At 42.6% G+C, this 12,324-nt stretch carries 17 protein-coding genes; 10 read left to right on the top strand and 7 right to left on the bottom strand.

The features are described from left to right. Nucleotides 1-31: 31 nt before the first annotated feature. Both NSU05_RS10750 and NSU05_RS10745 read right to left on the bottom strand, forming a co-directional pair. Nucleotides 32-430 carry a reverse transcriptase-like protein gene (locus tag NSU05_RS10750; RefSeq protein ID WP_024572338.1) on the bottom strand — a complete coding sequence of 133 codons (399 nt, stop codon included), beginning with the start codon at nucleotides 428-430 and terminating at the stop codon, nucleotides 32-34. After that, nucleotides 430-1,119, bottom strand: coding sequence for a queuosine precursor transporter (locus NSU05_RS10745; RefSeq protein ID WP_038429197.1), 690 nt, complete (start codon nucleotides 1,117-1,119; stop codon nucleotides 430-432). The genes NSU05_RS10750 and NSU05_RS10745 overlap by 1 nt, the downstream gene beginning before the upstream one ends. An 82-nt stretch (nucleotides 1,120-1,201) precedes the next feature. Between NSU05_RS10745 and NSU05_RS10740 the strand changes: the two genes are divergently transcribed. Together NSU05_RS10740 and NSU05_RS10735 are read left to right on the top strand one after the other, a co-directional pair. Beyond that, nucleotides 1,202-1,882, top strand: coding sequence for a ribonuclease H family protein (locus NSU05_RS10740; protein ID WP_014477138.1), 681 nt, complete (start codon nucleotides 1,202-1,204; stop codon nucleotides 1,880-1,882). Beyond that, the gene (locus NSU05_RS10735) at nucleotides 1,875-2,057 is read left to right on the top strand and encodes a zinc-finger domain-containing protein (RefSeq protein ID WP_004399003.1); all 183 of its coding nucleotides are present in this window, start codon (nucleotides 1,875-1,877) and stop codon (nucleotides 2,055-2,057) included. The genes NSU05_RS10740 and NSU05_RS10735 overlap by 8 nt, the downstream gene beginning before the upstream one ends. Before the next feature lie 27 nt (nucleotides 2,058-2,084). Here the strand turns inward: NSU05_RS10735 and NSU05_RS10730 are convergent, their stop codons facing one another. Beyond that, on the bottom strand, nucleotides 2,085-2,354 hold the full coding sequence (locus tag NSU05_RS10730; protein ID WP_015251856.1) for a DUF2564 family protein: 270 nt from the start codon (nucleotides 2,352-2,354) through the stop codon (nucleotides 2,085-2,087). A 155-nt stretch (nucleotides 2,355-2,509) separates the two neighbouring features. Between NSU05_RS10730 and degR the strand changes: the two genes are divergently transcribed. Next, a complete protein-coding gene (degR, locus tag NSU05_RS10725) occupies nucleotides 2,510-2,692 on the top strand; it encodes a transcriptional regulator DegR (RefSeq protein ID WP_003230774.1) in 183 nt (60 codons plus the stop codon). A gap of 51 nt (nucleotides 2,693-2,743) precedes the next feature. On the opposite strand, the gene cspD is transcribed toward degR, so the two are convergent. From cspD to metA, 4 genes are all read right to left on the bottom strand, one after another. Then, nucleotides 2,744-2,944, bottom strand: coding sequence for a cold-shock protein CspD (gene cspD, locus NSU05_RS10720; protein WP_003230776.1), 201 nt, complete (start codon nucleotides 2,942-2,944; stop codon nucleotides 2,744-2,746). A 30-nt stretch (nucleotides 2,945-2,974) separates the two neighbouring features. After that, on the bottom strand, nucleotides 2,975-3,106 hold the full coding sequence (locus NSU05_RS10715; RefSeq protein ID WP_119899525.1) for a hypothetical protein: 132 nt from the start codon (nucleotides 3,104-3,106) through the stop codon (nucleotides 2,975-2,977). Between the two features lie 79 nt (nucleotides 3,107-3,185). Then, complete coding sequence (locus tag NSU05_RS10710) at nucleotides 3,186-4,334, bottom strand: diglucosyl diacylglycerol synthase (RefSeq protein ID WP_003246153.1); 1,149 nt, start codon at nucleotides 4,332-4,334, stop codon at nucleotides 3,186-3,188. Nucleotides 4,335-4,564: 230 nt separating this feature from the next. Beyond that, nucleotides 4,565-5,470, bottom strand: coding sequence for a homoserine O-succinyltransferase (gene metA / locus NSU05_RS10705; RefSeq protein ID WP_004398721.1), 906 nt, complete (start codon nucleotides 5,468-5,470; stop codon nucleotides 4,565-4,567). 342 nt (nucleotides 5,471-5,812) lie between these two features. On the opposite strand from metA, the gene NSU05_RS10700 reads away from it, so the two are divergent. From NSU05_RS10700 to NSU05_RS10670, 7 genes are all read left to right on the top strand, one after another. After that, nucleotides 5,813-6,295 carry a glutathione peroxidase gene (locus NSU05_RS10700; RefSeq protein WP_038429196.1) on the top strand — a complete coding sequence of 161 codons (483 nt, stop codon included), beginning with the start codon at nucleotides 5,813-5,815 and terminating at the stop codon, nucleotides 6,293-6,295. Between the two features lie 15 nt (nucleotides 6,296-6,310). Continuing rightward, nucleotides 6,311-6,928: an Mn(2+)-dependent (deoxy)ribonucleoside pyrophosphohydrolase gene (gene hdhQ, locus NSU05_RS10695; protein ID WP_038429195.1), complete on the top strand. Its 618-nt coding sequence runs from the start codon at nucleotides 6,311-6,313 to the stop codon at nucleotides 6,926-6,928. A 59-nt stretch (nucleotides 6,929-6,987) separates the two neighbouring features. Continuing rightward, nucleotides 6,988-8,121, top strand: coding sequence for a conserved virulence factor C family protein (locus NSU05_RS10690; protein ID WP_032722021.1), 1,134 nt, complete (start codon nucleotides 6,988-6,990; stop codon nucleotides 8,119-8,121). Nucleotides 8,122-8,409: 288 nt separating this feature from the next. Further along, entirely contained in the window at nucleotides 8,410-10,086 is a 1,677-nt protein-coding gene (ilvD, locus tag NSU05_RS10685) for a dihydroxy-acid dehydratase (RefSeq protein ID WP_009967560.1), read from the top strand. Between the two features lie 106 nt (nucleotides 10,087-10,192). After that, on the top strand, nucleotides 10,193-10,627 hold the full coding sequence (brxA, locus tag NSU05_RS10680) for a bacilliredoxin BrxA (RefSeq protein ID WP_003230794.1): 435 nt from the start codon (nucleotides 10,193-10,195) through the stop codon (nucleotides 10,625-10,627). Nucleotides 10,628-10,668: 41 nt separating this feature from the next. Continuing rightward, nucleotides 10,669-11,442 (top strand): class I SAM-dependent methyltransferase, encoded by a 774-nt coding sequence (locus tag NSU05_RS10675; RefSeq protein WP_003230795.1) that lies wholly within the window; start codon nucleotides 10,669-10,671, stop codon nucleotides 11,440-11,442. Between the two features lie 259 nt (nucleotides 11,443-11,701). Continuing rightward, on the top strand, nucleotides 11,702-12,313 hold the full coding sequence (locus NSU05_RS10670) for a YpjP family protein (protein WP_015714130.1): 612 nt from the start codon (nucleotides 11,702-11,704) through the stop codon (nucleotides 12,311-12,313). Nucleotides 12,314-12,324 lie beyond the last annotated feature (11 nt).

Here is a 12,324-nt window from a genome sequence, read left to right as displayed (position 1 = left end):
CTCGCCATTAGGATGAACCAATGATCAAGATTTAATTCTTTTCATTCAGCCGAATCGCTTCTTTTGCCAGAAGATCGGCTTTTTGGTTTTGCTTGCCCGGTATCCATTTGATGAAAAAAAGAGGGAATGCCGCTTTTAATCGGGTGATTTCTTCTACGAACGGTTGAAACGTTTTATTTTTAACCATTTCAAGCTCAGTGGCGCGTTCCACAATATCTGAATCGGTTCGAAAGGAAACCGATTGATACCCGCGCGTTGCACATAGCTTCATCCCTTCAATTAATGCAAGAAATTCCGCTTCCTGGTTTGTATGCACTCCGATTGGAATAGAGAAAGATTCTGCTTTTCCCTCATGTTTGATAAAAATGCCGATACCGGAAGGCCCTGGATTACCGGCGCTTGCGCCGTCTACATATATTTCTGTAGGCATTATGAACTCCTTTCATCATTAGGTATCATTTTTTTGGCTGCATAGGCATAAGGCAATGAAATTAAAGATACCGCAAACTTAATCAAATATGTAGAAATAAAAATATGAAGCCACACGCCTGCCGGATAAATGCCGAGAAAGGCGACTGCAGTGAATATGAATGTATCAAACAGCTGGCTGACTGCTGTACTGCCGCCGTTTCTGAGCCATAAAAGCCGATCAGAAGGAAATATCCTTCTAATTGCCGAATATACATAAACATCCAGCGTTTGGCTGAAGATAAAGGCAAGCAGACTTCCTAACGCAACTCGCGGAAGGAATCCGAAGATCGTTTCCAGCGCTGTTTGTGATATGTCGCTGGAAGCCGGTTCGAAAAGCAGCACGCCCTGCATGACAAATGTCAGCGTCAGGAGCGTTGAGAATCCGAGCCATACCGCTTTTCTGGCTTCAGCTGGCCCGTATTTTTCATTCAGCACATCTGTCGCAAAAAAGATTGTGCCATACATCACATTCCCGAGTGTCGCTGTTAAGCCAAACAGTTCCACTGTTTTGACGACTTGGAGGTTGGCGCAGACTGTCGCAAAACCGATCCAAACAAACAGCCCCATTTTGCCAAATCCTTTATAAAATAAAAGAACAATGATAAAATGAATGATCGCAAAAAAGATCCAAAACGAATTATTAAACAAGATGAAAAAGCTTCCTTTCCGGGGTAAGATTGGTTTGATTATAGCATATGCCCAGCAACTAATGAATGGTAAGGTGATTGTAATGAAGCTCAGACCGCATTTGAAAATAGAAGCAAAAGGAACGGGATCCGTCTCATTTTTTAGCGAAGACTGGCTGACAGCACAGCAGGCACGTATGCTTGCCAGAGAACTTGGCCGTTTTCCATACATGAAAGAGCTAGAGTTCGAAGACGAGAAAGGCGGCAGCTGGACGCTGAAGGAATTGGAAAAGCTGACAGAGGAGCTTGCTCAAGAGCCTGATGACATTACTGTTTATTTTGACGGCAGTTTCGATAAGGAGAGCGAATTGGCCGGTCTCGGGATCGTCATCTATTATTCATTGGGAGGAACCCGGCATCGCTTGAGAAAAAATAAAAGCTTCCGGCTGAAAACCAATAATGAAGCTGAATACGCAGCGCTTTATGAAGCAATAAGAGAAGTAAGAGAGCTGGGGGCAAGCAGAAATTCAATTACAATCAAAGGGGACTCGCTTGTTGTGCTGAATCAGCTTGACGGCAGCTGGCCTTGTTATGATCCATCTCATAATGAATGGCTTGACAAAATAGAAGCACTCCTTGAATCGCTGAAGCTTACTCCAACCTACGAAACAATACAACGAAAAGACAATCAGGAAGCTGACGGCCTCGCTAAAAAAATTCTATCCCATCAATTCGTAGAAAGCCACACGAAATTAGACCGTAACGGAGATGACGATATTGGATAAGAAAATGATCTTTAAAGAACTGACAGAACTGCACGATGAATATTGCAAGGACTGTTTTATTAAGAAGCAGTTTCGCAAAGAATTTGGCAAAACTTATGCGCATTCATTTTGTATCAATAAATGTACGGTTGGTGAAAAGTTGAAACAATACGGAGATGTCTTAACCAATCACTAAAAATAAAAACCGCAGAAGCTGCGGTTTTTATTCTTTGAATTCATCCAGCTGATGCTCGCTGTCATCTAGCAGCTGCTGTTGCTGCTTTACAAATTCAGGATCATCGAGAGCTGCCAGCTCTTCAGATTGTGACAGTTCTCTAGCATCCTCAATGGCTTGGTATGCAGAGTCGACTAATGTTTTGCTTTGGCCTCTCGTCGCAGCTCCTGTTGTTTTCTGCGCTGTTTCCACCGCTAGTTCCAGCCGCCGCTTATCCGTAAAGCCAGTCTGATCCTCATTATGAAATTCTGAAGTCACAAAAAACACCTCCGCCATTATTTTGCAGAGTTTTTTTGAAATTTATGTACCAAAATAGAAAAGAAAATAAAAATAAGCCGATATAACTATTGAACCAGAATAAATAGGACTGTTTTACTATTTTAGGTATCTTGATAGAGAAGGGGAACGCAGCTATGGATGATAAAGACTTGAAGTTGATCCTTCACAAAACATTTATAGAAATATACAGTGATTTAGAAGAACTGGCGGATATCGCGAAAAAAGGAAAACCGTCAATGGAAAAGTATGTTGAAGAGATTGAACAGAGGTGCAAACAAAACATTTTGGCGATTGAAATCCAGATGAAAATCAAATAGGAGAGGCGAATGCCTCTCCTCTATTTGTCATCTCATCATCATGTATTGAGTTTAGAGTTTTACAACATTAGAAGCTTGAGGTCCACGATTACCTTCGACAATTTCAAAAGAAACTTCTTGTCCTTCTTCTAATGATTTGTATCCATCTCCTTCGATAGCTGTGAAGTGAACAAATACATCGTCTCCGCCTTCAACTTCAATGAAGCCGAATCCTTTTTCGTTGTTAAACCATTTTACTTTACCGTTTTGCATATTGCTTAATTCCTCCTAGTACTGTAGCACTCATGTGCTAAAAAAAATTTTGTCATCATCTAACTTTGATTCATTGTTAAATGATGGTTCAACTATACACCATCTGGGAGCACCCGTCAAGTTTCGAAACGGCTTATTTTTCAAAAGAAGGGGAAGTTTCATAAAAAATGTAACCGCTTTTATTAATGGCTGAATATAAATAAAAAGAGCACACGATTTTCGTATGCTCTCAAGTACGCCATTACGATAGCACTTTGGCTTTTTGTTTGGCGGTCATCATTTCTGATTCCTTCAGGATATCCTCTAAAATCACTTCAGAGGAGTTTGCTAAATGAAGGTCCTTAATGTTTTTCTTCATGCGATGCAAGGTATCTTCATCTGCAAGAAGGGAAGTGACTGATTCGAGAATCTCTTCATGACGGTTCACAACGATGGCAGCTCCGCGGTCTTCAAAGAAGTTTGCATTTTCTTTTTCCTGGCCAGGCACGGGTTTGTACAGAATGACAGGCACTCCAATGGCTGTGGCTTCTGTCAAAGTAATGCCGCCGGGCTTGGTAATCATGCAATCTGTGATCCGAAATAGCTCATCAATGCGCTCCACATAGCCCAGAACTTTTAATTTGTCACCATTTTCCGCTTCAAGCGCACTCAAAGATTCTTTTAAAGCCGTATTTTTCCCGCACACGACAACTACTTGCACTTGGTCATCCTTGACAAGGTTTTCGCACAGCTCTTTTACGTTCTTTAATACACCGTGAGCACCTGCCATGATCAGAAGCACTTTTTTGTTTGGTGAAAGATTGTACTTTTTATATATCGGGCCAACCGGCATGGATTCTTCAAATTGCGGCCTGATTGGAATTCCTGTGATTTTTACATTGCTTGGATGAGTGCCGATCTCCAGCAGTTTTTCCTTCACGTAATCTGTCGCCACATAATATTTATCCACGTTTTCGTGAACCCAAATTTTATGAAGACAAAAATCAGTCATAACGTTGAAGGTAGGAATGACTCTTCCAGTTCGGCGTCTGTATTCCGGCACGACGATCATCGGAAATGTATTAATAATAATATCGGGCTGATGTTCATCGACAAGTTCGCCCAATCTTTTATTACCCATTTTAAAGTAAATATTGAATTTACGTTTATTATAGATTTTGTCAACTCCGTAATAAAACAAACGATAAAACTGTTTCCCGATTGAGAAGCTTTTTAAATAAAGGTATTGAGTTACCTCTGAAACAATCGGATTTGACTCTTGGTACAAATTAGAAACTGTTACATGCTGAAAGCCGAGCCGTACACATTGTTCATAAAGTGTTTTGGCTACCTGCACATGTCCATTTCCGTAATTTGCAGTCAAAATTAATACTCTTTTATTGGTATTCAAGTAAATTCACCTCAATGTAATCAACAACAAGCAAGCTTCATGCATCGTAAGGAGTTATTGTCTATACATAAACATAACACAAATACATAATCGAATTATTAATGCAGTGAAAAAGTTAAGCTAATTTTAAATGATTTGGATTCCAGTATTTTAAATTTTTGTTATACGCAGACTGAATCAGATGTATTTTATCATATTTTTTGCTCAGCGTATCACTAAAAAAAGAAAAATTAGTCCCATTCATAAGGAGTTTCCTGGTAAACGTAATAATTCAGCCAATTCATAAACAATAATGTGGCATGCGCTTTCCAGCGATTCACTGGCTCGTTGCTGCCTTTTGCAAAATAATGTTTAGGCGCCTCGACAGTAGAAAGGTTTCGTTCCAAATCTCTTTCATACTCTTGAAGAAGCGTATTTGTATCATATTCAGGGTGCCCTGTCAAAAAGACTTGTTTTTCGTCTTTAGACACAATTAAGCAAACCCCGGCTTCCTTTGATGCGGTAAGAATGTTTAACTCGGGCACTGCTTGAAGCTGTTCCATATTTATATCTGTATGCCGGGAATGCGGCACGTAGTATAGCTCGTCAAAACCTCTTACCAATCTTTCGTGTTTTGAAAGAACGGTATGTTCGAACACACCGAAGATTTTTTTCGGCATTTGAATTTTTTCCACACCGTAATGGTAATACAAACCTGCTTGAGCACCCCAGCAAATATGCAAGGTTGAAGTGACATTTGTTTTGCTCCACTCCATGATTTCCTTGAGCTCTTCCCAATATGAAACCTCTTCAAACGCCAAATGCTCGATCGGCGCACCGGTGATAATCATGCCGTCAAACCTCTTGTGACGGATATTGGAAAAAGTCGTGTAAAATTCGTCAAGGTGTTCTCTCGCAGTATTTTTCGGCGTGTGTGTGCTTGGGATTAAAAATGTGAAATGAACCTGTAAAGGCGAATTTCCAAGCAATCTGAGAAGCTGAGTCTCTGTTTGGATTTTTTTCGGCATCAAATTTAATATAATAATTTTTTGCGGCCGGATATCCTGATGAAATGCTCTGCTTTCATCCATTACAAATATATGTTCACTTTCAAGCACCTGTTTTGCCGGCAGGTGTGTTGGTATATTAATAGGCAACGTGCCACCTCCATTATTTCCCCGTTTAATTTTCTTCATTATAGGAATTTTCACGCCAATTTTCAATCTATCTATACGTGTTGAGGGGGAAACAACAGAAAACTCTTTAAATAAAACGCACTGACACGCCTTTTGGTTTCACAGTAAGATGATTTTCAAAGATGTCAGAGGGAATTGTAATGTTTTATAGAATGATAAGATAAAAAACGAGCGTTATGAATTGATAATGAACGGACGTTCATATCGTTAGGCTTCTTATGAGTTCTTAATTGATGTTTACATTTTGAATTGCGATTTAAAAAAGGTAAAATAATCAGCACCAAGGACATAGGAGGGACTTACATGTCTATTTATCATATGAAGGTACGTACAATCACAGGGAAAGACATGACACTTCAGCCGTACGCGGGAAAGGTACTGATGATCGTGAATACAGCAAGTAAGTGCGGTTTTACTCCCCAATTAAAGCAGCTGCAGGAATTATATGATACATATCAGCAGGAGGGGCTGGAGATCTTAGGGTTCCCCTGCAATCAATTCATGAACCAAGAGCCTGGTGAAGAGGCTGACATACAGGAATTTTGTGAAACAAATTACGGTGTTACATTTCCTATGTTTTCAAAAGTGGATGTAAACGGGAAAAATGCCCACCCGCTGTTTATGTATTTGACAGAACATGCGAAAGGGATGCTGGGAACTAAGGCGATCAAGTGGAATTTCACGAAATTTATAGTGGATAGAAATGGAGAAATCGTTGGCCGTTATTCACCAAATACAAATCCGAAAGAGCTGGAAGACGATATCGTGAAGCTATTAGAGCAATAAAAAGAGGGTGTTTTTGTGAAGGAATTGAAGCTGGCAGAGCAAATCAGGGCATGGGTTCAATCTATCCTGACTGACGAAAGCTCTGGACATGATTGGCATCATGTATCAAGAGTAGCAGATCTTGCAGCGTATATTGGAGAAAAGGAAAAAGCGGATTTGTTCATTGTTGAAATGGCGGCTTTGGTTCATGATTTAATTGATGTGAAGCTGCCTGACACGGTCAGGCTTTCTGTGAGCGAAGTATATGATCAGCTCGTTTTTTTCGGAGTAGGAAAAGAGAATGCTGACAGGGTGATTCATATTATAACAAGGATGTCCTTTCGAGACAGGGGAAAGCTGGCAAAGGAGCCGCTCTCAATTGAGGGAAAAGCCGTACAGGATGCTGACAGACTTGATGCGATTGGTGCTGTCGGGATTGCGAGAGCTTTCATGTTTGCGGGCGCAAACGGGCATGGCCTTTATGGAGATGATCAAAGCGCCTACGCTCATTTTTTTTATAAGCTGCTGCGGCTGAAAGATATGATGAATACAGACACTGCACGGGAACTGGCAGAAGAAAGACACAATTTTATGCTTCAATTTGTCCGCCAATTAGAAAAAGACATACCCGGGATTGATGCCGAAACGTCGTAATAGAAGGCTTGGAGCGACTATGATAGAATAAGTCACAGATATGCTATAGGAGGACGATCATGAAGATAAAATCAATTGAACCTACACCAAGCCCGAATACAATGAAAGTCATCTTAACGGAAGAGCTTCCGGCGGGCAAAAGCAATAACTATAAACCTGAGCAAGCAGAAGGCGCACCGCCTGTTATAGCGGAAATCCTTAAAATAGATGGAGTTAAAGGGGTATATCACGTCGCAGATTTTCTTGCTGTTGAACGGAATGCAAGATACGACTGGAAAGACATTTTACCGCAAGTCCGCACTGCATTTGGGATGGAAAGTGCTGAAAGCGGAGAAGAAAATCGTTCTGATCAAGAATCTTTTGGAGAGGTAAAAGTTTTTGTGCAGATGTTCAGCGGCATTCCTATGCAAGTTAAATTAACCGATGGAGAGCGGGAAGAACGCTTCGGCTTACCTGAACGCTTTCAGCAGGCGATCTTAAAACTTAGATCTGAAGCTTCTAATGTTGTGTTTGAGCGGGCTTGGAAAGAACAAGGTGTCAGATTCGGTGACTTTGATGAAATCGGCCATGATGTGACAGAAGAGCTTCAGGCGGCATACAGTGATGAACGGCTGAAACGACTGACTGAAGCAGCCGCTCAAGGAAAGGGCGAAGCAAAACAAGCTGTACAGCGCAAAGCGTATAAAGTAACGCTTGACATGCTGGATGATGAGGACTGGAAAAAGCGTTATGCACACTTGGAACAGATGGATCCGAAAGAAGAGGATATCCCGGTTTTACAGAAGGCATTGGATGATCCAAAAGTGTCCATCAGAAGACAGGCTGTTGTGTACTTAGGAATGATTGAAACACCTGATGTTCTTCCTCTATTGTATAAAGCACTTGAGGACAAAGCTGTATCAGTCAGAAGAACGGCCGGAGACTGCCTGTCTGATATCGGCGATCCTCAAGCCATTCCTGCTATGATCAAGTCATTAAGCGACTCCAGCAAGCTTGTTCGCTGGCGTGCGGCCATGTTCCTGTACGAAGTCGGTGATGAAAGTGCAATTGAAGCTTTGCGCGCTGCCGAAGATGATCCCGAATTTGAGGTCAGCCTCCAAGTCAAAATGGCGCTTGAACGAATTGAGCATGGAGAAGAAGCAAAAGGTTCTGTTTGGAAACAAATGACGGAAAGCAGAAAAAAAGGCGAATAAAGATAAAAAAGGTGCAGATCATGCACCTTTTTTATGTGAATTCACTTTTTATAAAAATTATTTCGAATATTGTTGAAAAATATCCGAAAACTATTTATAGTAAGTAACAATATCAATAGTTGGAGGGTTCAAATCGAAAGAAAGCTATATAAATATAAAAACACGAAAGAACAAAACAAGGTGAGGGCGGCCTGAATTTATCTTATTTGCAAAAACAGCTCATAAATAAACTGAAAATTGTCAAAATAAAATCCAATCAAACAATTGAAAGAATTTAGGAGGATCACCATGGCAGAATTACGCAGTAATATGATCACACAAGGAATCGATAGAGCTCCGCACCGCAGTTTGCTTCGTGCAGCAGGAGTAAAAGAAGAGGATTTCGGCAAGCCGTTTATTGCGGTGTGTAATTCATACATTGATATCGTTCCCGGTCATGTTCACTTGCAGGAGTTTGGGAAAATCGTAAAAGAAGCAATCAGAGAAGCAGGGGGCGTGCCGTTTGAATTTAATACCATTGGGGTAGATGATGGCATCGCAATGGGGCATATCGGTATGAGATATTCGCTGCCAAGCCGTGAAATTATCGCAGACTCTGTGGAAACGGTTGTATCCGCACACTGGTTTGACGGAATGGTCTGTATTCCGAACTGCGACAAAATCACACCGGGAATGCTTATGGCGGCAATGCGCATCAACATTCCGACGATTTTTGTCAGCGGTGGACCGATGGCGGCAGGAAGAACAAGTGACGGGCGAAAAATCTCTCTTTCCTCAGTATTCGAAGGGGTAGGCGCCTACCAAGCAGGGAAAATCAACGAAAACGAGCTTCAAGAACTAGAGCAGTTCGGATGCCCAACGTGCGGGTCTTGCTCAGGCATGTTTACGGCGAACTCAATGAACTGTCTGTCAGAAGCACTTGGTCTTGCTTTGCCGGGTAATGGAACCATTCTGGCGACATCTCCCGAACGCAAAGAGTTTGTGAGAAAATCGGCTGCGCAATTAATGGAAACGATTCGCAAAGATATCAAACCGCGTGATATCGTTACAGTAAAAGCGATTGATAACGCGTTTGCACTCGATATGGCGCTCGGAGGTTCTACAAATACCGTTCTTCATACCCTTGCCCTTGCAAACGAAGCCGGCGTTGAATACTCTTTAGAACGCATTAACGAAGTCGCTGAGCGCGTGCCGCACTTGGCCAAGCTGGCGCCTGCATCGGATGTGTTTATTGAAGATCTTCATGAAGCGGGCGGCGTGTCAGCGGCTCTGAATGAGCTTTCCAAGAAAGAAGGAGCGCTTCATTTAGATGCGCTGACTGTTACAGGAAAAACTCTTGGAGAAACCATTGCCGGACATGAAGTAAAGGATTATGACGTCATTCACCCGCTGGATCAACCATTCACTGAAAAGGGAGGCCTTGCTGTTTTATTCGGTAATCTAGCTCCGGACGGCGCTATCATTAAAACAGGCGGCGTACAGAATGGGATTACAAGACACGAAGGGCCGGCTGTCGTATTCGATTCTCAGGACGAGGCGCTTGACGGCATTATCAACCGAAAAGTAAAAGAAGGCGACGTTGTCATTATCAGATACGAAGGGCCAAAAGGCGGACCTGGCATGCCGGAAATGCTGGCGCCAACATCCCAAATCGTTGGAATGGGACTCGGACCAAAAGTGGCATTAATTACGGACGGACGTTTTTCCGGAGCCTCCCGTGGCCTCTCAATCGGCCACGTATCACCTGAGGCCGCTGAGGGCGGGCCGCTTGCCTTTGTTGAAAACGGAGACCATATTATCGTTGATATTGAAAAACGCATCTTGGATGTACAAGTGCCAGAAGAAGAGTGGGAAAAACGAAAAGCGAACTGGAAAGGTTTTGAACCGAAAGTGAAAACCGGCTACCTGGCACGTTATTCTAAACTTGTGACAAGTGCCAACACCGGCGGTATTATGAAAATCTAGATAGCTGGGGACACTTTCTTTTATTTTAAGGCGTGAACATTTGAAATCCGGCCCTCTCTATAGTATCCTTTACTTCAGATGAAGGATACTAGAGGGGGCTTTTTTTATGTCAATGGCTTATGAAGAATACATGCGCCAGCTTGTCGTACCGATGCGCCGCGAGCTGACTGGAGCAGGTTTTGAAGAGTTAACAACAGCGGAAGAAGTAGAAAACTTTATGGAAAAGGCAGAGGGCACAACTCTTGTAGTCGTTAACTCTGTATGCGGCTGCGCGGCAGGCCTTGCGCGTCCTGCGGCTACACAGGCAGTCCTCCAGAATGACAAAACACCTGACAATACGGTGACTGTATTTGCGGGCCAAGATAAAGAAGCTACTGCGAAAATGCGTGAGTATTTTACTGGCCAGGAGCCTTCTTCACCATCAATGGCTCTTTTGAAAGGCAAAGAAGTCGTACATTTTATTCCGCGTCATGAAATTGAAGGACACGATATGGAAGAAATCATGAAAAATCTGACTGCTGCCTTCGATGCGCACTGCTAAATGCCCGTTCTCCGGGCATTTTCTTTTTGGGAGTACAGAAGATGATAACAACAAGCTATAGACCGTCTGAACACACCATAAAAACTGCAAAGCAGCTTTCTAAAGAGCTAAATATGCCATACTGCGGCCGGAATAAACAAACGGTTGAGCACCTGCTGAAATCAGCTGAACGTGATTTGCTTGTGGTCGGCAAAGAGCGGTTTGAGCTGTATACGAAACAAGGTGCCAAATTCTTTTTTCATCCGAATACAGCGATGTTCAGAGCCAAACGCTTCTTACAGGGGGAGAAAGAACCTATGCTTCGGGCTGCCGGCTTATCTGAAGGGGATACGTTTTTAGATTGCACACTCGGGTTGGGGTCAGATGCCATTATCGCAAGTATGGCAGTAGGCGAAACGGGTTCTGTTGTTGGGATTGAAAAAAACCATCTTGTGTCTGTTTTAGTGAGGACGGGGCTGCATTCATGGGAAACGGGTATAGAAGAGCTTCAAGCTGCGATGAGAAGAATCCAGGTGAAGAATGGTGATTGCTTTGAACACATCAAGCAGCTCCCTGACAACTCTGTTGATGTGGTTTATTTCGATCCAATGTTTCATGAACCTGTAGAAACCTCTGACGGCATCGCGCCTTTACGTGATTTGGCAGAGGATTCCGTTTTGCACGAAGGATGTATCAATGAAGCGGTACGAGTCGCCAGAAAAAGCGTTGTGCTAAAAGACCACTGGAAAAGCCCGCGGTTTGAACAGTTTGGTTTTAACGTCATGAAAAGAAAAACAGCACTGTTCCATTATGGCGTCATTCAAACAAGCCCGTGATTCATATCACGGGCTTTCTGTTAATCGGTGACCTCCATGACGACAAAGTATAATAATGTTAAGAGTGAAACTGTGGCAAACAGAGCGTCAATCATGCGGAAAGCCTCCTTTCATGAAATATTGTAAGCGTTTTTACACAAAGTGCATAGCAACGAATCTCCTAATTTGCATATCAGTTTCATATAGTACATGACTTGCATGTTTTGGATGTGCTAAAATAAGAGAAACATGACAATAAAATAGAGAGGAATAAGCAGTCATGAAATTGTGGATGAGAAAGACCCTTGTGGTTTTATTTACCATTGTAACGTTCGGGCTCGTATCTCCTCCGGCTGCCCTTATGGCGGACAAGCCTTCCGGACAGCCGAGCAGTCTTGAGCAGAATGATTACACCGCTTTTTATGATGAGCATGACCTGTACGATGATGAGTCGGATGACAGGCAAAATCCTGAACTGCTTTTTCAATCGTACAAGGAACAGCTCCTTGACAGCGCTGAGGATCAGTCCTTTTTAAAATTCGGCAGCAGAATCGCTCCTGTCATTGAGGATGACTATCGGAAAGAGATCCTGCCAAAAATCGAAAATGTGATTAGTGATTATTTAGCGACATTGCAAGATGATGAGGCGTACCAAGATGTTGTGATCTCAAGCATGCCTTCAGCGGGCAAAACGGAAAAAATTTTCAACGTTTACAATCGGACAACTGGAGAAGATCTTCTCAGATTCCATGTGCGAAGAGACCACCCGCCTCATGACGGCTACTGGTTTAATTTTCATTATCATACAGCAGAAGATGGATTTCAATCACATCATGAGCTTGGGAGCATTTATTGGGACCGCAACACGCCTCCCAACTGGATGAGTGCCTAAAGGAGATGCCA

Origin of the sequence: Bacillus sp. EU52 (assembly GCF_037964975.1) — a bacterium.
GTDB classification, from domain to species: Bacteria; Bacillota; Bacilli; order Bacillales; family Bacillaceae; genus Bacillus; species Bacillus subtilis.
This window is presented reverse-complemented; position numbering and strand designations above follow the sequence as displayed.